General features: G+C 45.9%; 22 protein-coding genes and 2 pseudogenes. 4 read left to right on the plus strand and 20 right to left on the minus strand.

Translation table 11 applies throughout. From position 1 onward, the window contains the following. Positions 1-141: 141 nt before the first annotated feature. A pseudogene (locus ACY2VT_RS10525) lies at positions 142-303 on the plus strand (transposase); the annotation flags it as partial. 482 nt (positions 304-785) lie between these two features. Here ACY2VT_RS10525 and ACY2VT_RS10530 read toward each other — a convergent pair. The 5 genes and pseudogenes from ACY2VT_RS10530 to ACY2VT_RS10550 form a co-directional block, all read right to left on the minus strand. Next, positions 786-1,361, minus strand: a complete 576-nt coding sequence (locus ACY2VT_RS10530) for a Uma2 family endonuclease (RefSeq protein ID WP_461879847.1) — start codon at positions 1,359-1,361, stop codon at positions 786-788. Beyond that, positions 1,358-1,681, minus strand: a complete 324-nt coding sequence (locus tag ACY2VT_RS10535) for a hypothetical protein (RefSeq protein WP_461879848.1) — start codon at positions 1,679-1,681, stop codon at positions 1,358-1,360. Before ACY2VT_RS10535 ends, ACY2VT_RS10530 begins: the two co-directional genes overlap by 4 nt. Before the next feature lie 46 nt (positions 1,682-1,727). Continuing rightward, positions 1,728-2,045: a hypothetical protein gene (locus ACY2VT_RS10540; protein ID WP_461879849.1), complete on the minus strand. Its 318-nt coding sequence runs from the start codon at positions 2,043-2,045 to the stop codon at positions 1,728-1,730. Between the two features lie 132 nt (positions 2,046-2,177). Beyond that, a pseudogene (locus ACY2VT_RS10545) lies at positions 2,178-3,087 on the minus strand (AAA family ATPase). A gap of 106 nt (positions 3,088-3,193) precedes the next feature. After that, positions 3,194-3,925: a MerR family transcriptional regulator gene (locus tag ACY2VT_RS10550; protein ID WP_461879850.1), complete on the minus strand. Its 732-nt coding sequence runs from the start codon at positions 3,923-3,925 to the stop codon at positions 3,194-3,196. A 94-nt stretch (positions 3,926-4,019) separates the two neighbouring features. On the opposite strand from ACY2VT_RS10550, the gene ACY2VT_RS10555 reads away from it, so the two are divergent. Then, positions 4,020-5,324, plus strand: coding sequence for an MATE family efflux transporter (locus ACY2VT_RS10555; protein WP_461879851.1), 1,305 nt, complete (start codon positions 4,020-4,022; stop codon positions 5,322-5,324). Between the two features lie 3 nt (positions 5,325-5,327). Here the strand turns inward: ACY2VT_RS10555 and ACY2VT_RS10560 are convergent, their stop codons facing one another. From ACY2VT_RS10560 to ACY2VT_RS10600, 9 genes are all read right to left on the minus strand, one after another. After that, positions 5,328-5,522 carry a hypothetical protein gene (locus ACY2VT_RS10560; protein ID WP_461879852.1) on the minus strand — a complete coding sequence of 65 codons (195 nt, stop codon included), beginning with the start codon at positions 5,520-5,522 and terminating at the stop codon, positions 5,328-5,330. Positions 5,523-5,992: 470 nt separating this feature from the next. Then, positions 5,993-6,208, minus strand: coding sequence for a hypothetical protein (locus ACY2VT_RS10565; RefSeq protein WP_022462490.1), 216 nt, complete (start codon positions 6,206-6,208; stop codon positions 5,993-5,995). Between the two features lie 188 nt (positions 6,209-6,396). Continuing rightward, positions 6,397-7,026: a GNAT family N-acetyltransferase gene (locus ACY2VT_RS10570; RefSeq protein ID WP_461879853.1), complete on the minus strand. Its 630-nt coding sequence runs from the start codon at positions 7,024-7,026 to the stop codon at positions 6,397-6,399. A gap of 228 nt (positions 7,027-7,254) precedes the next feature. Further along, positions 7,255-7,434: a cysteine-rich KTR domain-containing protein gene (locus tag ACY2VT_RS10575; RefSeq protein WP_461879854.1), complete on the minus strand. Its 180-nt coding sequence runs from the start codon at positions 7,432-7,434 to the stop codon at positions 7,255-7,257. Next, positions 7,431-8,060 carry a TetR/AcrR family transcriptional regulator gene (locus tag ACY2VT_RS10580; protein WP_461879878.1) on the minus strand — a complete coding sequence of 210 codons (630 nt, stop codon included), beginning with the start codon at positions 8,058-8,060 and terminating at the stop codon, positions 7,431-7,433. The genes ACY2VT_RS10575 and ACY2VT_RS10580 overlap by 4 nt, the downstream gene beginning before the upstream one ends. A gap of 236 nt (positions 8,061-8,296) precedes the next feature. Then, positions 8,297-8,683, minus strand: coding sequence for a hypothetical protein (locus tag ACY2VT_RS10585; protein ID WP_461879855.1), 387 nt, complete (start codon positions 8,681-8,683; stop codon positions 8,297-8,299). A 196-nt stretch (positions 8,684-8,879) separates the two neighbouring features. After that, positions 8,880-11,618 (minus strand): alpha-L-rhamnosidase, encoded by a 2,739-nt coding sequence (locus ACY2VT_RS10590; RefSeq protein WP_461879879.1) that lies wholly within the window; start codon positions 11,616-11,618, stop codon positions 8,880-8,882. Positions 11,619-11,849: 231 nt separating this feature from the next. After that, positions 11,850-13,238: an MFS transporter gene (locus tag ACY2VT_RS10595; RefSeq protein WP_461879856.1), complete on the minus strand. Its 1,389-nt coding sequence runs from the start codon at positions 13,236-13,238 to the stop codon at positions 11,850-11,852. A gap of 62 nt (positions 13,239-13,300) precedes the next feature. Continuing rightward, complete coding sequence (locus ACY2VT_RS10600) at positions 13,301-15,592, minus strand: glycoside hydrolase family 3 C-terminal domain-containing protein (RefSeq protein WP_461879857.1); 2,292 nt, start codon at positions 15,590-15,592, stop codon at positions 13,301-13,303. Between the two features lie 242 nt (positions 15,593-15,834). Here ACY2VT_RS10600 and ACY2VT_RS10605 point away from each other — a divergent pair, with 242 nt between their 5' ends. After that, on the plus strand, positions 15,835-17,025 hold the full coding sequence (locus ACY2VT_RS10605; RefSeq protein ID WP_461879858.1) for a helix-turn-helix domain-containing protein: 1,191 nt from the start codon (positions 15,835-15,837) through the stop codon (positions 17,023-17,025). A gap of 121 nt (positions 17,026-17,146) precedes the next feature. Beyond that, entirely contained in the window at positions 17,147-17,989 is an 843-nt protein-coding gene (locus tag ACY2VT_RS10610; RefSeq protein ID WP_461879859.1) for a 4Fe-4S binding protein, read from the plus strand. Here the strand turns inward: ACY2VT_RS10610 and ACY2VT_RS10615 are convergent. Genes ACY2VT_RS10615 through ACY2VT_RS10640 form a run of 6 tightly spaced genes read right to left on the minus strand, consistent with a single transcriptional unit; the run spans position 17,972 to position 24,359 of the window. Further along, positions 17,972-18,517, minus strand: a complete 546-nt coding sequence (locus ACY2VT_RS10615; protein ID WP_461879860.1) for a hypothetical protein — start codon at positions 18,515-18,517, stop codon at positions 17,972-17,974. The genes ACY2VT_RS10610 and ACY2VT_RS10615 overlap by 18 nt on opposite strands. After that, the gene (locus ACY2VT_RS10620) at positions 18,514-19,320 is read right to left on the minus strand and encodes a hypothetical protein (protein ID WP_461879861.1); all 807 of its coding nucleotides are present in this window, start codon (positions 19,318-19,320) and stop codon (positions 18,514-18,516) included. Before ACY2VT_RS10620 ends, ACY2VT_RS10615 begins: the two co-directional genes overlap by 4 nt. Before the next feature lie 32 nt (positions 19,321-19,352). Next, a complete protein-coding gene (locus ACY2VT_RS10625) occupies positions 19,353-20,975 on the minus strand; it encodes a TFIIB-type zinc ribbon-containing protein (protein WP_461879862.1) in 1,623 nt (540 codons plus the stop codon). Between the two features lie 22 nt (positions 20,976-20,997). Further along, positions 20,998-22,386, minus strand: a complete 1,389-nt coding sequence (locus tag ACY2VT_RS10630; protein ID WP_461879863.1) for a hypothetical protein — start codon at positions 22,384-22,386, stop codon at positions 20,998-21,000. A 33-nt stretch (positions 22,387-22,419) separates the two neighbouring features. Continuing rightward, positions 22,420-23,235: a TPM domain-containing protein gene (locus ACY2VT_RS10635; RefSeq protein WP_461879864.1), complete on the minus strand. Its 816-nt coding sequence runs from the start codon at positions 23,233-23,235 to the stop codon at positions 22,420-22,422. A 26-nt stretch (positions 23,236-23,261) separates the two neighbouring features. Continuing rightward, the gene (locus ACY2VT_RS10640; RefSeq protein WP_461879865.1) at positions 23,262-24,359 is read right to left on the minus strand and encodes a TFIIB-type zinc ribbon-containing protein; all 1,098 of its coding nucleotides are present in this window, start codon (positions 24,357-24,359) and stop codon (positions 23,262-23,264) included. Between the last annotated feature and the right edge of the window lie 10 nt (positions 24,360-24,369).

Genomic DNA, 24,369 nt, shown 5'->3' on the forward strand with positions numbered 1-24,369 from the left:
ATGATTTTCTTCCAGTACTCTGCACGAACTTCATGAGTGCATTGATCCATAGTCTTTAGTCCTCCTTGAAAAAATCTATTGTTTTTCTCAAGTATGCACTAAAAATGGACTTAGTGAAAGGCGAGTGGTTTGACCTTTACTGTTAAACAACAGACCACATATCATTTATGGCAAAAGTATTCAGATTTTCTGTCTAGGCAGTACTGGAAGAAGAAAATCTTTTGGTCTGACGGCTATTTTGCTTGTAGCATAGGCGAAGTATCGTCAGCAACTATACAAAAGTACATCGAAAACCAAGGTTAATGGTTGCAAATTCATAAGGCTCCTCCCACATCCCAAGGGAAGTGGGTTTCCGCCTATGACAAACGAAAGGATTTTAATCATGAAAATCATCCCGGTCATCCATATCTTTATTCTTTTCTTCTTGTTTTCAGTCTGACGCTGATCTGCGCTCTGCTTGCGGGATCTTCGTATCGATCGGAGCGTGAAAAACAGGAAGCTGCCGAACAGCGCAGAATCCAGGAGCTGCACAATGAATTTCTGGCTCAGAAAGATAAAGCTGCCGCAGATCACATGGTCTCGATAAAAAATGATATGCAGGATCGTCTTCGTCAGGCAACGTTTGAAGACCTGCTCGTTCTGTTTACCCCCTGCACAAGACTTTGACAGTTATGAGGATGCGGAGGATTATTATGATGAGGCGTGGGATGATTAATCCCATATAGTATCAATGGGCTGTCGCCCTAACGTGCGGCAGCCCATTTCCTATTGATTCTATATTCCTTTTAATCTACATTTTCAAAAATCTCCGCCAGTGTCATGCTGATATGTGGAAATTCTTTTAACACAATCTTGGTGTCTGCATTATAATGTGCCTCTTCTGCATCATCCTGCAGAATATAGCTATACTTTAAATCATATTTCCCATCTTCCAGATAATAAATTTCCACTGCCCGCTCTCTTGGCGATATAATCCAGTATTCTGCCACACCGGCATTCTGATAAATTTCTTTTTTTACCGTCTTATCTCGCAGCGCCGTGGCTGGACTGAGTGTTTCCACTATAAATTTAGGCACTCCCGAATAAGATCCGCCTTTTAAATATTTTCTGTCACATGCAACCATTACATCTGGAATAACATAATCATCATTCACATCCGCTTGGTATTTGTAATCCAGATTTTCCATAAAAGCAAGGCATATACTTCCTTTCAAACCCGCTGAAATAATCCGATAAATATTGCCATCTACAATTCCATGCTGATAATTTGGTGATGGAGACATATCATAGAAAACACCGTTTATTTTTTCTTCTTTTTTATATTCATCCTCTAGCATTGGCATATGATATTTTCCTTTCATACCTTATACTTTTTATAAATCCTCTGGTATACCATCATAAGCGCCGGTAATCCCACCACTATGGCAAGTACGATCAACGTCAGCGCAGCTGTTCCATTCCAGAAACCTGCAATAGAAGCAGCCCACAGAACCAGTGAATACACGATCCACATAACTCCATTCGCATGATTATAAGCCCGGACATCTGAAACTTCAATTTCTTTTTCACTTGATCCCGACCAGAACCACATTGGTTTCTTTCGGTTCCATGCGTAGATGCCGAATCCTGTCATCAAAGCGCTGCAGGGAATTGTCGTAATAAGCCAGATTATATGATCCATATTCTTTCCCTCCCATACACTTTCTTTCGAATTTTTCACAACACACTCAGCCATCGTAATGATTCCAGCCGCCGAAGATTCCTCTGCTGCTGTGACCTGTCTTGTGGCCTTTTTCGTCATAGTGATTGATTCCACCAAACATTCCCGGTCTAGATTCACCTGTTTTGTGGCCGGATGTGTCGTAATGGTTGATTCCTCCGAACATTCCCAGACGGCTTTCGCCTGTTTTATGCCCCTGGTTGTCGTACTCTGTGTATCCACCGAAAATTCCAGGGCGGCTTTCGCCTGTCTTACGGCCTTTTTCGTCATAATGATTGATATTTCCAAACAATCCCGGTCTGCTGTAACCTTCTTTTTTGCTCATAGATGATACCTCCATTCCAATGAGTTTTTACACTCTTTACTGATGCCAGTATATCACACAGACTCGCCCTACACGCAAAAATTAAGATTTTGTAAGTTTTTCCATCATCATTCCAACAGGCTGCACTAAATACTATTTCTCATACCGTTCCATCACACACGGATGCTCTTTACTATCCCTGTCATAATTGATCCCCACCAGCAGAATTTCACCGGTATATTGCAAAACGGAATCTGGATATTTCTTATCTTTGATCTGCTGCAGTGCAGTCTGTGCTTTCTTATTCCATTTCAGTTCGACAACCAGCGCAGGATAATCCCCCTTGTATTCCGGCTTTGGAAGGAACACAAAATCTGCAAATCCGCGCCCTGTTGGTAATTCACGGATCGGTTTAAAATAATACTGCATCGCAGAGAGATAGGCGATTGTCAGTACACTGCTCAAGGAATTCTCATCATGATACTGAATAACCGAAGTATATTCGTTGTGGATTTTTTCGATCTGCTCTGCAACAACATCGCTGTTCTGGTTCAGTGTTGCATTCAGCAGTTTTTCCGAATCCTGCTGAAAGGTAATCAGCTCATTCCAGTGCGTGCTCTCCACCGCTGTCGTCAGCTCCTGGCGGATTTCTTCGTTTGGGACAAAGGCAGTTTTTTTCTGCTGATCGTATCCAAGATATCCCAGATGGATCAGATAGGTAAGCACATCAAACCTGTTCCGGACCGCCTGCCGGGTCGATGCACCATTGAATGTCCCAGTGAATTACATCATACTGGTTCAGATGTTTTTTGAAATCTTCTGCTTTTGCGATTTCCAAATTGGAAAACATTTCTTCGGAATCACAGCCTTTGCTGTAGTATGCCGTCAGCATATTCGCCGTAATTGATTTTCCGAACCGGCGGGGACGGCTGTTGCAGATGAAAGCATCTGTGGATGCCAGCACACTGTTGGTATAATTAAGCAGACCGCTTTTATCGACGTAAATTCTGGCATTTAAGACTGCCTGAAACGCGCGGTTATCTGGATTGACGAACATTCCCATTTTTCACACCTCTTCCAAAATTTCTGTTCTCTGTACATCCGACATTTTGTTTTCTTTATTATAAAAAAGAAAAAAAGAAACGTCAATGACAGGTGTTAAACTGTTTTTATACTGTCGACTGTTCCGCCGTAAAATACTGGAACAGGCATTTTTCCGGTACGATGTTTTCCAGTACCATTTCGCAGTACACATTTTCTGGTGACAGACCGGCGGCTTTGGCGGCGGTGTAGACTTTTTCTACGGTTTCGTGCTGCGGAAAGCCCATTTCGTAGAGGCAGATTCCTCTGCCGGAGAGGATTTCCCGGCCGGCGGGGTCGGTCTGGTAGCGGCCTTTTACGGTTAAATCCGGGCCGCCAAAGCTCGTTCCGTTCCGCAGGCCGTCGGTCAGGTAATTGATGATGAAGGAATGATCCTGCATGAGGGCAACGGGTTCGAAGACGATGCGCTGAGATTCGTGGGTCTGCAGGAATGGCTCACCGAGGTGTTTCCGCGCTTCGGCGACCTGGGTGCAGGTGTAGCGGATGTTTTTTGCCTGCTGCTCGAGCTTTTTCTTCTGTTCTTTTATAATAGAAAGCATCATCCCCATCCGCTGCTCGATTCCCGCGAGGTCGTCCTGATCCATGAGGGTTTTGATCTCCTCGAGGGAGAAGCCGTAGTCGCGGAACAGCAGAATCGCGGAGACCTCGTCGATCTGGGAAATGCTGTAATACCGATATCCGTTTTCTCCAACCAGCGCCGGGCGGATGAGGCCTCTTGTTTCGTAATATTTCAGCGTCCGCGGCGTCACTCCGCACAGCTTTGCAAATTCATTTACTTTATAGTATTTCTCCGGTGTCATGGTTTCTCTCCTCCGCACAAATTTTGTTCTTGACCTGTACGTTACGTATAAGTTTATACTAGCAGAGTCAACAACAAAAAGGAAGGACAAATTTATGGATTTAACAAAAGGAAAAGTATCTACAGCACTCTTGAAATTCACCATGCCGATCACTCTGATGCAGATTCTGAACCAGGCATACATGGTCGCGGACAGCGTTATCGTCGCGCGGTTCGTCAATGAAACGGCGCTCTCGATCTGGTCATCGGCGAACAATATTCTCTTAATCGGTTACGCCATTTTAAGCGGTTTTTCCGGCGCAAGCCATATCGTTGTGGGACGTTTTTACGGCGAACAGCAGTATGACAAAATAAAACCGACCGTCTTTACTCTGGGAATGGCGGGCATGGCGCTCGGTCTTGTTCAGACAGTTATTTATCTTCTGTTCTCCACCACCGTTTTCCGCATCATGCAGCTTCCGCAAGAAATCCTTGCCTCCTGCACACGGCTTGCAGTTATCTATGCCTTAAGTTTCCCGCTCACTGGTCTGCAGGGCGCGGCGGGCGCTGTCATCAACGGAAGCGGCAACTCAAAAATGCAGACGACAATCTGCGTCAGCACACAGATTCTGAATATTGTACTTGATGTCATCATCATCCGCTTTTTCCACACCGGTGTGGAAGGTGCCGCATGGGCATCTGATTTTTCGATGCTGGTAAGCTGCATCTGGAATCTCGCATGCGCCTCCCGGCTCTTAAAACAGAAGACGCAGGCAAAAGCGTACTTTTCTCCTGCGTCTCTGAAAGAATATCTGACCCTCGCCATCCCAACGATTGTTCAGAGCTCCGTGCTCTCGTTCGGAACGATGGCGCTTCAGGTCATCGTAAACCGCGCCGGTGTTGAGTACATCAACGGATATACCGTGGCAACTACCATTTTCAACCTCCTGCTCCTCCCAATCGTGGCAACCAGTGTCGGATTTGAGACGTTTGCCTCGCAGAACATCGGCGCAAAGGAGATGGGCCGCGTAAAAGAAGGCTATTCTTTCCTGATCAAAGAGGGTCTCGGCGTGTGCATTGTCCTCACGGTCATCGACGTCTTTTTCTCCGGCGCCCTGATGGCGATGTACTCCATGGATCCTGCCAGCAGCGGCTATGTGTTTGCAAAGCTGTACCTGCTTTTTATGATCCCAAACTTCTTTTTACAGCTCTTCAAGTACAGCATCGAGGCACTGTTAAAAGCGCATCTGAAGATGAACCTCTTCGCCATCTCCTCGGTTCTGTCCCTTGGCTGCCGCCTCATCTTTGCTTTTGCCGCAGAACCGGTGATCGGGCTTTCGGCGATGGCATGGGCGCTGCTCTTTGGAACAGCGGTGTCCGTGGCGTACGATGTGTACTGGAAACGGAAACTTGCACTATAGCTTTCACGAAAAAATGCGGAGACCCTTCACACGAGTCTCCGCATTTTTTGATTGCTTATCCTTACAAGTGCCGGTGTGCGTAAGGTCTGAATCCAGTCGAGAATCTGAAATTCCCGGAAGGAACATGGCGGAAATAGCAATCATTCCGATCAGGAAAAGTTTGATGCCAAGGCCGATCGAAAACTGACCAAGATCCATCGATGTACTGCCGCCCTGTCCGTTCAGCCATGTAATTCCTGCGACGAGCGCGATGCCGAGTAAAAAAGCGGCTGACCCCGATCAGAATCAGAACACAGGCGATGCCGTCTGCTGCAGTCAGCATTAAAAATTTATTCTGGTATAAGATCCGCTGTCTTAACAGTTCTTCCAGCTCCTGCGCATTCACAATCTGCTCTGCGGAATCCAGAAATGCTTTCTCCTTTTCGTCTGTTTTTCTGTCTCTATCATACTTATAGCAATCCCCGAAAATAATGCAAAAAATTCAGCACCGCAGAGCGTGAATTACTGCGTCACAGATTCTCGTCGTACCCCGGTACGCCTTCAAATCTGTTCCTTGCAATTCGCGCTCTGCAGCACTGCCTTTTTTGCATTATTTTCGGGTCTTGCTATAGGAAAGATAAACAGAACATCATAGAAATGTTAAACATACGTGAAACGCCCTTTACCGGCTACGCCTTCAGCAGCACCTTCTGCCCGCAGACCGGGATTTCCTCGAGATACTTAAAATACCACTTCTTCCTCCGCGCCGAATACCGCACCACCACCGGAATCCAGCAATTTTCCACTTTCAGATACACATACTGCCCGGAAGCCACTTCCACCTCGCCGTTCTGCTGCTCTACAAATGCACGGTTTTTCTTTATTTTTACAATGCCTTTCGTCATAATGATCATCCTTTCTGAACGGGTTTGAAAAGATACTCTACCTGTATTGTATGCAGAGGGGATAGGAAATTTCCACTTTTCAGGGGCAAAAAAACAGGACACGGGATTCCCCCATTGTCCTGTTCTCCTTTTATCACACACCTGCTTACCCCTCAGCATCGTTCTGCTGCCAAACTTTATCGCTCGAATCAGAACAGCTGCCCCGGCAGTTTCAGCTTTTCCTTTTTGGGGAATGCGGCTTCAAATTTTTCAAAAGCTTCCGGGTTCTTCTCACAGATAAAATAGCCCTCCGGATCTTTATAATTGCCGGAAATACCGTCCAGAAAGCCTGGGATCAGCTCTTTGATAAGGAAATAATCCGCCTCCGGATCGTCTGCATAGCGGATGCCCTTTGTCTTTGCCGGGACAAAACCGGACTTTCCGTAAAACAGAATATTTCCGGTAATGGCAAGCGCACCTGCTCCCATCTCCTGGGCTTTTTCCATGGAATAGTCGAGCAGATACTTTCCATAGCCCTGACGTTTATATGCGGGCGCAATGCCGATGGGACCAAACGTCATAACCGGCAGTTTCCGACCGTCATCACAGGCAATTTCCGACCGCACATACATGACCTGCCCGATCAGCTCGCCGTTCCGCTCCATCACAAAGTCCAGTTCCGGCACGAATGCCGGATCATTTCGATAGCAGTGCAGTACATAGTGCTCCATGCAGCCAGGACAGTAGACATTCCAAAATGCCTCCCGGGTCAGGTTTTCCACAGCTCTGTAATCGTCTTTTGTTTCCAGACGGATTGTAATATTATCGTTCATCATCATCCATATTCCTCCAATTCTTATACCAATCCAACACTTGTTACCGGAAGGCCGGTTTCATGAGCCAGCAGCTTGGCATAGTGCTCTATACTGCCGGTGTTTGTGGTATAAACAATTGCATTCATAGAATCTTTCCTTTCATTTAAAATTGATCCATCCGATCAATGCTTTCTATGTTTGGTAAAAAAGCAGACGCAGTACACGATTGACTCTGCAATCAGTACTGCGTCTTCAGCGTCTGGCTTCTTTCGTTTCAATAATAAAGTTCTTTGCATTGATAATGCTTTCCCTTCTGCACTTTGGGCAATACAGGGGAAAGGCTTTCAGTTCTGTTTCCCGGAACAGCTGCAGACGTGTTTTGGCTCCGCACCACGGGCATAAAACCCATCGCTTTTCTTCTGCTTCCATCATGTTGCATTTCCATCCTTTCTGTAAACAGACTCTACCTTGGCAATAAACCGGTTGATATGTGTATCTAACAGAGGAGCAATGGACTCCTTATCTTCTGCACCATCATAAACACTGTAGAGCAGATACATTGGTCCATAAAACTCCAACGCCAGCTGCATGGCCGTTTCATCAGAATCCGCCAGCTTCCGAAAAATCGCCGCCATATATTCCAATGGTCCGCCCGCCAGATAATCATGATGAAGCTGCGCAAGTTTTGGATCGCGGTATTGTTCCAGCGTCAGCATTTTGCGAAAATTGGCAGAGAATGTTTCTTTCGTCCAATGATCAAACTGCGCCATGCTGTAATCATGAATCTGTGCAATCGGGGTCTGCAGATAAGCCTCGGCAAAACCATCGGGCTCTGTTTCCGGCATTTCATATTCTTCTGCGCGTTCGTAATCCATCTGATTCATCCGCTCCACAATGCAGTCCAGGATTTCCTGTTTGCTTTTATAGTGCTTATACAAAGCACCCTTCGTGATACCAAGCTGCTTTGCAATGTCACTCATAGAAGTTCCCAGATATCCACTCTGTGCGAACAGCTCAAGCGCTGTTTCGAGTATACGCTCCTTTGTATCTCCACTTATACTTTCACTCCTTAAATTCGTAACCGATCGGTTACCTTATATTATAGTGACCGATCGGTTACTTGTCAAGCGTTATTCTTCCGGACCGCAGGGCAGTAATGAAGTGTAATGGGGTCTGGTACCTAACTTCTTGGACGGCGTTGCTGCCGAAGAGTTTCACGGTTCTTTTTCTCGTAATTTCATACCGCGCCAGCAGTCTCCACAGGGTCTCCATATGCATACTTTCCGATCCGAAACTACGATTTTTTCAGTGTCCCGAAAATTTTTCCAAACGTCTGACCAACGGTAACCGTTCTCGTTTCCACGTAATTTTTCTGCCGGTAATTCTTCAGCAGCGGCAGTGTCACTACCAGCCACCAGAACGCCTTCACGCCAAAGCCGATCATCTTGGAGACAAAATCCGGCAGCACCCCGACCATATCCGGCCCTAACACATAAGCAATCAGTGCTGCAAGAAACGGAATGCAGGATCCCAGATATCCCCATGCATAGCCATAGGAGGATACCTCATCCATACGTTCCTCCGTCGTCATGTCATTCAGCACACATCCTGCGATGCCCAGGCCTGCCGTTGTGGTAAAAAAGATCTTTTTCTTATCCTTATGATCCGCCGGAAATTTCACAGCAGATCATTTCGGTTCTTCAGATTAATGCCGGTGTCTGCGCCAAAACGGAAAGAATCGCAATCACCGCAAAAATCACAGCAGCTGCCACTGCAGCTATCATAATTTTTCTTTTCATAGCACACCTCTGCTTTCTCCGCATCAAAGGCTTCACAAAACACATCTCGCTTATGCAGGACACGCTCCGGGAACCGCTTTACTGATTTTCTTTTTCCTTCTGATTCAGTGCATTCACCACCGCCTCATACATCGGTTTTGCCTGTGGTGCTGCCCCAAGCAGCTCTGCAAGTGTCATTCCGTATGCGAACTGGATCATCGGGCCATCCAGCATTCCCGGGGCCATCTGGTTGAACATCTCCACCGCAAGCGGTTCTGCAACGATTTCACCAAGTGTGCTGTCCATGCTGAATCTCTCCACTGCAAGGCATGTCTCTGTTGCATATTCATAATCATATACACCGGAACCAGCCTCATACACTTCCTCTTTCTCCGGAAGTACAATTACAGCTGTTGTGTTCGCCGGGACTTCTACATGTACATGGATCTTTCCGTTCTTACAGGATGTATTTGCCACGATTTTTCCATAAACAGATTCAAACTCTGTGCCCCACTCTTCCATGCCTTTTACAAACATTGGTTTTACCTGGAACTTCTTATATCCCGGCTCTACCTGAGATAATCCGGCAACTTTGCGGTACATCCAGTCACCTACAGAACCATACGCATAATGGTTCAGGGAGTTCATTCCCGATTCGTCAAAGGTTCCATCCGGTTTGATAGAATTCCAACGCTCCCAGATCGTTGTAGCTCCCATGTTTACTGCGTAGAGCCAGGACGGATAATCTTCTTTCATAAAGAGAGTAGCCGCCATCTCATGTGCTCCATTTTCAGAAAGTGTGTGGCAGATATACGGTGTTCCAACGAATCCTGTAGCCAAATGATTTTTGTGATTTGCAATATTGGTAAGTAATGTATTTAAAATGCGTTTTCTGTCTTTTTCTCTTGCAAGGTCAAAATACAGGGAAATAATTGCACCTGTCTGTGTCTCGCTTACAATACGGCCTGTCTCTGTATAATATTCTCTCCGGAACGCATCCAAAGTTGCTTTGTAAAGATCCGCATATTTTTTAGCTTCTTCGTCTTTTCCCAGCACCTCTGCTGTTTTCTTTACAAGCTCTGTCACATACAGATAGTACGCGTTCGCAATCATGTATTTATCTGTTGCTCCGGTTCTGTCCGCGCTCTCTTCTTTGTCCAGCGCAAGCCAGTCTCCGTACTGGAATCCACTCTGCCAGAGACCATTTTCACCACAGTTGTTTCGGATATAATCTACCCACTCATGCATACATTTCCAGTTTTCTTCCAGGATCCCTTTATCGCCATACGTCTGATAGACAACCCACGGAACAATAACCGCCACATCGCTCCATGCAGAAGAACTGTACTGTCCCAGAATATCCGGCACAACATGCGGTACACCCTTTTCCAAAGAAGACTCTGCTGCCACATCCCGCATCCACTTTGTATAGAACAGTGCTGTATTTCTGTTAAATGCTGCTGTCCAGGAGAATACCTGTGCATCCCCTGTCCATCCGAGACGCTCATCTCTCTGCGGGCAATCGGTCGGGATATCGAGAAAATTATCTCTCTGACTCCATGTAATATTGCTCTGTAACTGATTTACTTTTTTGTTAGAGCATTTGAAATCTCCTGTCTTTTCCATATCGGAATGTGTCACGCACGCAATAAACTGATCTGCTGTAAACTCTTCCATTCCTTCCACACAGATATAACGGAATCCGTGGAAGGTGAAACGCGGACGGAAGATCTGTTCTTCTCCGTTGCAGATAAAGGTATCAATTGATTTTGCCTGACGAAGTGTCTCCGGATAGAAGTTTCCGTCTTTGTCCAGAACCTCTGCGTGACGGATTACAATTTTCTGTCCCTTCTCACCTTTCACATGTGCTTCCACAACACCCGTAACGATCTGTCCAAAATCAACCAGTTTTTCACCCTTTGGTGTCACGATCAACTCTTTACCCGCAATTTTCTCTGTGATACGGACAGGCTCATTTTCCTGTGCAGTCAGAACTGCTTTGTCAAAATCTTTCACAACAACATTTCCTTCCGCAATTTCAGGTGCATCCGTGTCAATTGTCTCACCCATGTAAATTTCACTGTAACGGATTTCTCCTGTCTTTACAGACCATGTTTCGTCTGTAGCGATCACATCTTTGCTTCCATCTTCATATTCAACATGAAGCTCTGCAAATGCCCCTGCCTGTGTACCATAACGATTTGGCTCGCAAGTAAATCCCAAAATACCTTTGTACCAGCCGTTTCCTACTGTGATTATGATTTCATTTTCTGCTGCAAGCTGCTCTGTCACATCATAAATCTGATACTGCAGTCTGTTGTGATAGCTTGTCCATCCCGGTGCCATACGATAATCGTCGACTGTCTGTCCATTCAATATCACTTCATATACACCATGTGCCGTTGCATACAGACGGGCTTTCTTTACCTTTTTTTCAATTGCAAATGTTTTTCCAAATACCGGGCATGCCGTCTCTTCTGCCGGGAAATCACTTGTGATCATTTTTGCAATAAACTCTGTATTGTCAAAAATTCCTGTCTCAAATGTTCCTTCGATGGATTCGGTATTTCCATGGTTATCTGTCACAGATACCTCTACTTTATAAAGCATTTCATCTTTCAGTTTTTCACCTTCGTAAGAAATCAAAACGGACTGGTCTGATTCTTTTTTCCCACTGTTCCAGACAGCGTTACCATTTTCATCTGTTACATTAATTTCATATGCTGTCTGGATTGTATTCTGTTCTTCGGATTTTATTTTCCACGAAAATCTTGGTGCCCTGTCTGTAAGTCCGATGGGGTTTTCTCTGTATTCTGTTCTAAAATCATATAATTTCATCATTTTTATTCTCTTCCTTTCCGCCATATTACATTGATTGTTTTGTTTAGACGCAAGATTATTTAAGAAACCATCCTGTTGCTACACTTGTTTCATCTTCAAAAAATGCGTTTCTTTTACCATTATTTTTCCCTGTTCTTTCATTATAGTCAGCCTCCTCAAATTTTCTGACTGGCAAAAAGGGACAGAACCTTGGTGTCAGCTCCGTCCCTTCATATTACTATTTATTCTCTATTTTGCAGCTTCTCTCTTCTGTAATTCTGCCATAATCTCCGGATATCTCTTCTCAAGGTCATTTTTCAGAAGCAGAATGAACATGATTACGAAAAGTGCAAGCGGGATGTAGATACCAAAAGCAAAGATTGCTGTATCTACAGCTGCCGGCTGTGTTTCAAGTGCTGCTTTGTAACCGGCTGCTGCCAGAAGCCATCCAATCAAGGATGCTCCGATGCCGGATCCGATCTTCATTCCGAAAGAGTTGGCACTGTTTGTCATACCTACGATACGTTTGCCGAATTTGTAATCATTGTACTCAACACAGTTATTTACCATTGGTCCAAACAGACACATCAAAGGAATATTAGCAAAGGTTGTCACTGCTCCGCCTACAACGCATGTCATAAGGCTGTATGGGGTAAATACTCTCACCAGGCAGGCTGCTGCTCCCATTGCGCAGGAAATCATACATGTTTTTGTCATACCTAATTTAGATGCCATCGGTCCCGTCAGGATGAATCCAAGGAATGTCGGAATCAGTCCGACTGCTCCGAGAAGCGCAACAATGTTATCATTTCCAAGGATATATTTTGCATAATAGGTACCACCGGATGTACTTAAACTATACGAAATATTCATTAAGAACTGAAGCACAAGCATGATAACCCAATACTTATTCTTAAAAAGCATTTTGATTCCTTCTACAAACGGTACATTCTCGTCTTCACTTTTTTCTGCTATCTGCACATTTTCTTTTGATACCTTGTAAAGAATAAGCAGAGAAACCAGGGAAATCAGACCAAAGATTACTCCCACTTTAATCCAGGCGCTCTGTGTTCCGCCAAGCATATTTGTAATTGGAATCAGAAGGATTGCAATTACCATTCCTGCGATATATCCAAATGCTGCACGGAAGATTCCCATTTTTCCACGTTCTTCAGAGCTTTCCGTGCGGATTGCCATCAAAGCTCCGTAGGGAATTGCCGCTGCTGTATATACAATTGCCGTAAGCAATACATTCGTGATGAGTACATATGCTGCCTGTAAACCACTTCCCATGTTTTTAGGTACGGTAAACAGTAAAATGATAGATACAAATGCCGGAATTGCCATTCTCAAAAACCAGGGACGACATTTTCCCTTTGGCGATTTCCCTGCGTCCATGATTTTTCCCATTGCAAGATCTGAAAATGCATCGAAAATTTTTGCAATCAGAAGCATGGTAGCAACCATTCCTGCTGCAAGTCCAACCTTCTCTGTATAGAAGTAAGTCATCTGTCCGACCAGGCAGCTCATAATATTCAGTGGCAGCTGTCCGAGACCATCACCGAGATAGTCTGTCAGTCTCATTGATTTTGGGACTCCCATCGAGTCCAGACCAAGTTCTTTTTTTGTTTTAGCCATTTTGTATCCCCTCTTACATTTTCTTTATACCATTCTTTACCTCTTGTCGTAAAGAACAATTTCTAATGATTCAGCGCATCTACCATCTGCTCGAGCATCTCTCGCCTGATTCCCGGAACAAAGCTAAGAAGCTGACGAAGCGGCATGCCTTCCATCATGGCTGCCATCATTTCCTGATTCACAGCTCCCGACGTATCCTTTTCCTGTGCTTCTGCCATATCTTTTGCCGCATCATTCTGTGCCATTCCCTGCATGAAAGGTCCCATCACGGCCTGTGCTTTTGGATCACGCAGCAGTTCACCAAGGCAAGTGTTCAAGGAATATGTTTTCGGAAGTTCTTTTGCAGGATGCACTGTGATCTCTTCTCCCACACACATCTGGTCTGCATTTTCACCAATCATCACTTGATAAGAGCCTTCCTCTGCATACCAGTCATGAATGCATGTATTCCAGTAAGCAAACGCTCTCTTATCCAGTGTAAACGTAACGGTCTTCTCTTCTCCTGCTTCCAGGAAAATCTTTTCAAATCCTTTCAGTTCTCTGACCGGACGGACAACCTCTGTCTCCGGTGCCTCTACATAGAGCTGAACTACTGTCTTACCGGCGCGTTTCCCGGTATTCTTTACTTTAACACTTACCTGTACGCTCTCATTGTCAGACATTTCTTTCTTACTGACCTGAAGATCACTGTACGCAAATGTTGTATAAGACAGACCATGTCCGAACGGGAACGCTGTTTCCATCTTTCTGGATGTGTAATAACGATATCCTACAAACACACCTTCTCTGTAATCCGAATGGTCATAGCCTTTTCCATATGTCAGATAGCAGGGCGTATCTTCCAGACGAAGCGGAAATGTTTCTGCCAGACGTCCGCAAGGATTCTTGATTCCTGCAAGAACCTCTGCAACAGCTCTTCCAACTGCTTCTCCACCTAGATAAGCCTCAAGAATACCCTCTACCTGATCCTTCCATGGCATCAGTACGGCAGAGCCGTTATGAAGCACAATTACCACATGCTTCTGTACTTCAAGAACCTTCTGTACAAGCTCGTTCTGGCAGTTCGGAAGATTCATATGCTTTCTGTCGTATCCTTCTGATTCGAAGTTGTCCGGAAGCCCAAGAAACAGAACTGCAACCTCTGCATCAGACGCTGTTTTAACGGCTTCATCCTGAAGCTCTTTTACAACTTCATCCTTTTCATCCTGATATCCTTCTGCAAACGTTACATTGGCCAGTTCCGGAATTGTTTTTGCCGCTTCCAGCGCTGATTCTATCTTCCAGCTGTTAATATGAGAGCTTCCACCTCCCTGATATCTTGGTGTCCTGGCATATTTTCCGATAAATGCTATTTTCTTATATCCGGACAATGGAAGAATCTGGTTCTCGTTTTTCAGCAGAACTATACATTCACTCTCAATCTCTGCTGCTGTTTCATGATCCTTTTCATAGTCAAATACAGCTGTTTCATCACGGTTTTCTGTATATCTGAATATAATATCCAGAATTCTCTCACAGGTAAGATCCAGTATTTTTTCATCCAGCTCTCCGCTTTCAACAGCCTTTACGATCATTTCATCGTTCTCGTCACTTCCGTGAGGCATCTCAAGGTCAAGTCCGGCTTTTAAGGCTTTGATTCGATCGTTCACTGCTCCCCAGTCCGATACCACATACCCGTCAAATCCCCATTCGTCGCGCAGTATCTTTGTGAGAAACTCAGGACTGTCCCCTACAAACTCGCCATTGATCCGGTTATAAGAGCTCATAATCGTCCACGGCTTTGCTTTTTTTACCGCTCCCTCAAAAGATTCCAGATAAATTTCTCTAAGCGTTCTCTCATCTACATCGGAAGAATTTGTCATACGACGTTTTTCCTGATTATTTGCAAGAAAATGCTTCGCACTTGTTCCGACATTTTTGCTCTGCACACCTTCTATGAATGCAGCCGCCAGTTCAGATGATACATAGGGATCCTCTGAATAATATTCAAAGTTGCGTCCGCACAAAGGAGAACGTTTTATATTCATTGCCGGTCCAAGAATCGTGCTTACCTTCATTGCCTGACATTCCTGCCCGATTGTTTCTCCCTGTCTTTTGATCAATTCTCTGTCAAAGCTTGCTGCTGTGGCACAGCCTGCCGGAAAACAGACTGCTTTCTCGCTCTCATTAATTCCAAGATGATCTCCGCCTTCTGCCTGTTTTCTGATTCCGTGAGGGCCATCCGTGACCATAACAGATGGAATTCCCAGTCGTTCGATTCCCTTAAGATGCCAGAAATCCGCTCCGGAACACATGCCGGCTTTTTCTTCTAATGTCATCTGGGAAATCAGGTTACCTATTTCCTCTCTTGTCATGCTTTACCTCCATTCACATCTCACTCTCGTTTGATTTTACTGAAATTATAACTGTCCTTTTGATACAGGTATTTCATTTTTATACTATTTTTTATATATTTACACTGTTTTCAATTGACATTCTGCTCTGTTTTCATTACTATAACTATAAAGATTAAGGCTGCGTGAGCGCAAAGCACACAGTAATCGGATATCAAAGCTGTTTTGATTCCGATATCATGCAAAGAAAGGATCACCCTACCATGAAACAGAATTATAATATGGAAAACTTTTTAAGTATGTATTATTTCGATAACAATATTCCCATGTATATCTATGCAGACCATCATTTTGACTCCTGTGTTCCGCCACAGACTTCACTGACATTTCCGCCGCAGAAATATATTGATCTTCTGGTTTCCAAACCGGATCGGGTATCCTATTGTGCCACAGATTATGGCGTTTATTTTGCTTGTCTGAGACTGGATTTTGACATCACAAAGTATCTTATCATCGGTCCGGTTTCAAATGTTCCCTATTCCAAAGAAACCCTTCTTAAGATGTATTGTGATTATGTTATCTCAAATGAACAAAAAGAGGAATTTCATGATTTTTTGAAAAGAATTCCACATATTTCCAAATTATCCCTGATTTCAAAGCTGGTTTTCATCAATTACTGTATTTATGAAGAAATGAAGACACCCTCCGATTTTCTTCCGGGCAAAGCCTCACCGAAAGCTTTGTCTCCCGAAATTGTTCAGATGAGCTACGACAAAAAAGAGAACTATGTGTACAATAAATCCTATGTACTGGAAGAGGCTATTTTAAAGCTTGTCAGAACCGGAAATATGGAGGGGTTTCAATCCCTTCAGTTTAATGATGATAATTTTCACACAGGTGTTACCGGCGATAACGCTATCCGGCAATTGAAAAACAATATTATTATAAGTACAACGCTTTGTACCCGCGCCGCCATAGATGGTGGTCTCGAATATGATACTGCCTATGAACTTTCTGACCATTTCATTCTGCTTGCAGAACAGACGAACGATCCTGATATCCTGTACGAGCTTTTAGACAAAATGCCTTATACCTTTACAGAAAAAGTAGCCCAGGCACAGACTCCTACCTCTACCGATGAGCGCCTGCAAATGGCAATTCAGTACATCCAGCAAAACACCAATCAGCACATTACCGTCGGAGATGTTGCACAATATGCAGGCTTCAGTAAATCCTATTTTTCAACGTATTTCAGGGAAACGCTTGGATTTACCGTCAGCGATTTTATTCTCCGCTGTAAGCTCGAGGAGGGACGCCGTCTTCTTCAATTCACAAAGAAACCAATCAGTACAATCAGTACTTTTTTATGTTTTTCCAGTCAGAGCCACTTTCAGACAGCTTTTAAAAAACAGTTTGGAATGACTCCAAACGACTACAGGCGCAGGCGGTCCTAAAACCGTCCTGCGCCTGTAGCCGTTTCACTTTTTTGCAGATGTTTTACAAGAATCTGGTTACTATTTTTTCATTTCTCTGTTATACTGAGGAATAACAAGAAAACAGAGGAGCAAAGGAATAATGGGAATCTATCACAGACTTCACAAATATGTGCCATCTATGCTGCTGTTTCTGCTGTTTGAGGCAGTGGCAGTTACGCTTTGGCTCACAAAGGACAATTTTTTCTATCTGCTGAATTTCAGCTACATCGGAGCCTGTCTTGGGCTTGGAACGGCACTGTTTACCGCCGGAAAACGGTATGCCCGGCATTTTGTCCAGTTGGCTGTTGGCAGCTATATGCTGCTGTACCTTGGCGTGATTTCCCGTGAAAATATGCAGATGGAAGGCTTCTGGTACTACCTGTTTCTCGGCGTTTTTGAAGCAGCGACCATTCACTACGCGGTTGCAAAAATTTTCGGACCGCTGCTTTTTGGGCGTGGCTGGTGCGGTTACGCCTGCTGGACAGCTATGGTGCTGGACTTTCTGCCCTACAATCAGCCGCAGAAGCCACGAAAGGAAAAGCTTGGCATCCTTCGCTATGTGATGTTTCTTCTGTCTCTGGCGTTAGTGTCCGGTCTGTTTCTGATGCAGGTGGCACATCTGGAACAAATCATGTTCTGGCTTTTCCTGGCCGGAAATACGCTTTATTACCTTGTCGGTATTGTGTTTGCCTTCCTGTTTCAAGATAATCGGGCATTCTGCAAGTATCTGTGCCCCATTACGGTTTTTCTCAAACCCATGAGCTATTTTTCTCTTCTGCGCGTCCACTGTGATGAGGATAAGTGTGTCCATTGCGGGAAGTGTCTGCGGGTCTGCCCCATGAACGTGGAGGTTAATAAAGAAACCCGCAGGCGGAGAAACGGAACAGAGTGTATTCTCTGCTATGAATGTACGAAAGTTTGTCCCTCAAAAGCACTGCATTAACTGTTTTCCCTCATCCGTAAATTTATTTCTCGCCTCAGCCGTCAGATCATTCAGCTCAGAGAAAACAGCGTGGCAATTTTTCGGGAACTGATTCTCACCGAACGCTTCTATCTTGCTTCCGTCTGTAAATTCCACCTGAAACCCCATGGAATATCCATCTAAGACATTGGGATCCCTTCCACGGAAGCCAGCCCAGGACGCCACATCATAGGTCTCCAGAATCACACGGGCTTTCTCAAGAATCTCTGCCTCCGCCGGATAATCGTAGAATTCCTCCTCTTCTTCGTCCCATGGCTCCACCCGTACCAGTGCTTCCTCTCCCTGCCGGATCAGGCTTACGCTCCAGATCGGTTCCATCATCGTTCCGTGCATATAATACGTCAATTCCTGAATCTTGGGAAGCGGCGTTGTCGTCTCTTTCGGCTTTTTCTCCGGCTTATTTCCGGGCCATTTTCCGCAGCCTGCGATCAGCGCCGCCCACGTAGTAAATGCCAGAAGCAATATCCAGCCTCTTTTTTCTTTTTTCATAAACCACTTCTGTCTTTCTTTTGTTCCTGTTTCCGGAACAGCATTCCACCACCGGCTGCCAGAAATAAAATTGTTAACAGGAGCCGGAAAATACTGACTCCGCCGGAAGACATTCCGCTTTTTTTGAGTGCGGTTTTCTGATCCAGTTCTCCGCTCAACATATTGGGGGCAGCCCCTTTCACATAGGTCAGTGTGTCCTGCTCCTGAATGCCGATCACCGTCACCATATCTCCATCGCTCTGATAGGGGACAGAATACTGATAACGCAGATCGCCTTCCTTGAAGACTTCTCTGCCCATCCTCTGGGTTCCGATGAATTTCTCTCCGCGGTATTTCCGGTCTGTGAGAATGGTAAGTCCTGCCTCCGACAGCGTCTCCTCATCAAATTCGTATTCTTTTCCCAGCATAAGCTGTTCGATAAACTCCTCAGACAGATGATAAGCTCCCACATCTGCTTTTCCCTGGAAGATTCCCATCCCGCCCAGAGCAGATTTCCACTCCATATTTTCCTCTGTCATCGGAGCATTCCATTCTTTCAGTTCTAATTTTTTTGCGCTCCGCATGGTGCGTGGAGCGGCAATTGTAAGTCCCAGTTCATCGTCATAGGATGGTTCCAGAACCTTCAGCTCTCCGCAGACAATCACAATTTTTCCGTCATTTGCAGGATCATAACCGTTCTGCCCTACATACACCACCTCATCTGTCGCTTCCTGCTTTGCGCCGCACGATTTCACTGTAGATACCGCACAAATCAAACCGAGCACTATCAGAATCACTGCGCCTGTTTTCCGATTCTTCTTCATCTTTGCTCCCCCCTTCCTGTCTGTTTCTTTCCTTAGGGATAAGGATTCATGATCATATAGACTGTCATGGCATACAGCGGCAATACAATCAAAAACGGTAATGCCCAGTTTCCCATCGTATTGCGGACTGTCCTCCAACGCATGTGCAGCGTCTTTTTGTTCTCCTTTTTCACCCGGAGCCGTTTCCGTCCTCCATTTTCCAGAATTCGGAAGATCACCGGTGAATCGTAAATTTCAATTCGCCCGAATACAGCAAACCCGGCCACGGAAACCGGCAGGGACAGACACAGCCAGACCACATTGTAGCTATAATCCAGCTGCCAAAGCAAAGTCCAGTCTCCGGTTCCGATACACGAAACCGCCGTAAAGAGCCATGCCAGCATGCCCGGCGACAGATTGATCAGCAGCAGAATCAGCGCAATCCTCGCGATGCGCCCACCGGAATAAAAGCCCAGCTGTACCGGAATTTCCTGACCTTCGATCTGTTCAAAAAATACCGGTTTCATCGTCTCCTCCGGATTTTTCTTTTTCTCCTCGCTGATACTCTTATAAACCTTTCTCCGGACTCTGGCCTCTCTTCCCTTACTGAAAATCGTAAAAAGGAGCAGCGCTGCCACCAGACCGGCCATACCCACCAGCTCAAACAGCTCCTTCGGATCCATGGGCACTCCGCCATAATTGCGGAAAACAAAGAAGATAAAGAACATCACAGCCAGTGTCCCAAGAAGCGGTTCCATCACCCAGGGATACGTCCTGGTTTCCTTTGCAGCCAGCACAGATACCTTTCCTGTCTGCCCATTTACCGCTGCCTGGACATCTCCGCAATCCAGGAAATAAACCGGCAGGAATGCAGGCATCCGAAGAAGCGCATCTGCAGATGGAGATAAAGATAATCCGGTTGTCTGCATCGTGCGCTCCACGGTTGGGCGATACTCCTCCGCCACCTCTTCAAATACACGCCGCCTCAGCTCCTCGCCGTCCGCAGTCGGGACCTCCGCCGCATGACCGGCAATATATCCAAACTGAAACGGTTCCAGATCCTCCCACAAAAACGGCTCCATCCCATTCAGCAGCAGGTTATTGCAGCGTTCCGTTACGTTGACCGCCACATGCTCCAGAAATCCTCCACAGGTATACCGCCTGTCGGAATTATCCCTTGCCACATTGAAGCGGATCGGACCGCGTATAAGCTCATACGGCAGATAAATTCCCTTTAATTTTTTCCTGTTTTCCTTCAGAATCTGGGATTCCTTCTTATCGGAATGCTTCTCCACCCATTCGTCCAGCTGCTTTTCCGCCTGCTTCCGATTTAACCGAAAGGGAATCACCATTTCCGGAAAGCCTTCTCGCATCTGCACATTCGAGCGCAGAATCTTAGACTGACAGAAAATACAGGTTTCTGTTACCTCGTGTTCCTTCACAATCACCCGCGCCCCACAGTTTGGACACTCGCAGGCGATCGTCTGACTGTCCGGGAGCTCCTGCTTCAGCAATGTTTTCGTAAGACTCCGAAACTCCCGGAGCTTTTTTAACGGAATCTCTGTTCCTGTATCTTCTCCACAGTTCGGACAGTGGTAATTCTGTTTCACAATATCGTACTGAGCCGGCGCTCCGCAGCTGGCACAGTGAATTGTCATAATTTTTTCCTGCTCCATACCCCATCCTCCTATGTTACGGTTAAATCGGTTCCCATTCTCCTGTCAGATCATCCATTCGGTAAACGGCTCCGGAAGAGGATACCGCATAATAATATTCCGCTACAAACTGATCCGGATGCTCTGTCCCGAGTGCAAAAAGTACACAGGCCTCTCCCTGTATGATGTCCATACCGTCCACGTCCCGGATTGCCATACCCTGGTTCAATTTTTCCTGAACCTCCGCCTGCGCAAGCAGTAAATCCATCTCGTTACCGGAAAAATCACCATTCTCCCTGGGCTCTTCTACAGGACGCAGATAGAATGTTTCCACCGACCCGCCTGTAAATGGGAAAAAGGCATCTCCTTCTATTTCCTGAATACTCAGACAGTCTCCTTCCAGATTCAGCCAAATCGTACCGCTTCGGATTCCGTCCGGCGTATTCAGCCAGAATTCCAGCGAATCCCCCATCGAATCCCCATATGCATAAGAGCCATCCCAGAAAAAGCAGATTTCCTCCACCCCTTCATTCAAAAGACCTCCATAATACCACATATCCAACGGGAAGCCATCCTCACCTGTCAGGAAGGTAACGCTGTAAAAATAGGGTTCGCCTGCGTCTGTTTTAGCAGAATCACAATACCAGCTTCCTTCCATTCCATAGAGATATCCCTCCTCTGGCATGTAGGAGCCTGATACAAGCTGCATGACTTCCTCTGTCGGTTCGATTTCGCCCGCAAAAGTAAGGTAATAGGGATACCAGAAAACTTCCCGGCTTCCTTTTCTGGCTGTGATTCGTACATTGGAATGTAAATCGCTAATATTACACCGTAAAATTACAGGAAGTCCGTCTGTGCCTTCCCAAAGCAGCTCCCCTACGCTGATATCGGTGAAATCCTCATTCCAATTGCAGGCTTCCACAGAGATACTCCAGTCCGCAGCTTCCGGAAGAATCACATACCACTCGTCTCCCTCGTATTCTATAATCCGCTCTGCCGGAATTCCCTCCAGATACGGATACGTCTCTTCTCTCTGTTTCTGTTTTCCCGGAAAGCTGTAATCTGCCGTATAGCCCAGAAACGCGGCGCCTAAAACTGCCCCGTAATCTCTGAGACTTTCCTGCTCCTCTGCCAGTGCCTGTCCTCCAGACTCTGACAGCCAGGAAGCTGCCTGATCCTCTTCAGGCTGCGCCTCTTCATCCGGATTCTTTTCATGCTGATTCTTTTCAGACCGATACTTTTCATACTGCGCCTTTTCCGGATTTTCTTCATCGGTTTCGTCCTTCTCCGGCTCCACATAATCCGGATTGGTCATACCCAGCCCGCCGTCTTTGATATCCAGAAGACTGCAGCCGGTAAGGAATGCACAGAACAGCAGGAGTGCCATCAGAAGCATCCCTTTCATTTTTCCAAGGTTTCCTTTTTTTCCCATTTGTCATTCCTCCTTGACCTCCGGATTCTGAACTTAAAACTTTCCCCGGCCTCCGCCATGGGTAGTGCCGGAAGATGATTTGTGGGTCGTGCTGTCTCCGGAGCTGCTCTTTTCCTCTTTTTTCACCCGATCAATCTTGTTATATAAGAAGAGATCCTGCTGGGCTGTAAGCTGCATACTTCCTTTTTTCACATAGTCTGCCGCTGTCTTCTGACTGTGTACCGTTTTCAGCTTCGCCTTCATGGAATTTACGGTAATAAATCCTGCCACCAGACCGATTACAAGACAGATCGGCAGTACCAGCGGCGACAGGGGCTCATGGGGCAGATCCTTCTTGGAAAACGGATTGCCATCCCTGGCCCGTGTAATCATCTGATCACAGTCTGCCGCATAAATCCGAAACGCAGCAGCATAATTTCCGGCGGAAAGATCCTCCTTCATTTCATTACCCAGATAAGTAATGGCTGCATCTGTAAAGGCTGTGATTCCATAGCCCTGGGTGGAAATGTACCAGTCCCTGCCGTCCATATCCAGAAGCAGCATGATTCCGTCTCTCCCGTCCCCATATCCAAAATCACAGTATTCATACAGATCATCGGTATACTCCTGTCCATCGCTGTAGCCTTCCAGATTCTCCGCCGTAACCACTACAATCTCCAGATTCTGCCGTTCACTGATTTCATCCAGTGTGGCAATCAATTCCTCCTCTTCCTCTTCGGTCAACAGATCTGCCATATCCATCAATCGTTCATATTCCCTGGCAAATCCTCCGGCAGCCATTGCCTCAATGGGGAAAGACGATACAGCCAGAAGTACGGCAGCTATCATACCCGTAAGTTGTTTCAGCATCCTTTTCATCTGTCCTACTCCCCTTTCTATAAAATACCTGCCAGCCATAACAGCCAGCTTATGCCATAGGCTCCCGCTGCGACCGCCGCCGTCGTAAGAATCATCCAGCGTCTTGCCGCTCCCTGATCCACCGGAAGGTCTCCGACAAATTTTCCGTTTTGTCCGTTCATGGCAAACCGGTACTGCTTTCCATTCCATGTGGTATTTAAGAGCCATACCGGATACAGCACGTATTTGACGCTTCCGCCATGAAGCTGCACACTGCTCTGCCCCACACTTACACTGTCATATCCTTTTACCGTAGAGCGGAAATGATCCTCGGTTGATTTTTTTATACGGGTATTGGCGCGTTCGATGCTTTCCTCTGCGGACACATCGTATTTATCCGCCATATAGCCGGCAAGATATGCTGTCTGGAAGGGAACTGCCTCATGAAAATCAAAGGGTTCAATGGATTCCATCAGTTCATCCTCCATCTTAGTTGAGCCGTCCACCGGAACCCGCTCAAATCCAATGCTTCCACACCGGTTCAGCATGAAATACTGTGTCTCTGTATAATCATAACTGCTGTCACTCCAGGTTCGCTGTTTTGTTGCCTGATAGCTGATCGTGGCGTCCGCGCTTGCATCAAACAGCCAGAAGGGCACGTATACGCCTTTGATTTCGTCAATATGGTTCTGATCCTTAAAGATCTTCGGAAGCAGGCGTTTTCCGTTCAGATGCTTCATCAGCCCTGCCTTCGCCGCCTTTTTATCCAGCTTAAACGGAATCACATAATCCGGACGAAGCGCCCCGGCAAATTGTCCCATCAGTACAATCGGATTTCCGCAGTACGGACAGGAAGATGCCGCCATGTTTTCGTCTCCTACGATCTCTCCTCCACAGGATTTACACTGGTATGTACGCAGTCCGCCTGCCTCTTCGTCCTGCCATTCTCCTCCTGCCGTGGTATCCCACGTCATATCGTCACCCTGCTCCTGCTGCTTTAAGACTTCATCATACCCCTGCAGTGCTTCCATCTCAAATTCTGTGTCACAGTAAGGACACTTCATCTTCTGAATTGTACTGTCAAAAGCAATGGCTCCGCCGCAGCAGGGACATTTATATTCCTGAATATTAGCCATACTCCTGTTC

It is taken from the genome of Fusicatenibacter sp. (genome assembly GCF_050872605.1).
Lineage (GTDB): Bacteria > Bacillota > Clostridia > Lachnospirales > Lachnospiraceae > Fusicatenibacter.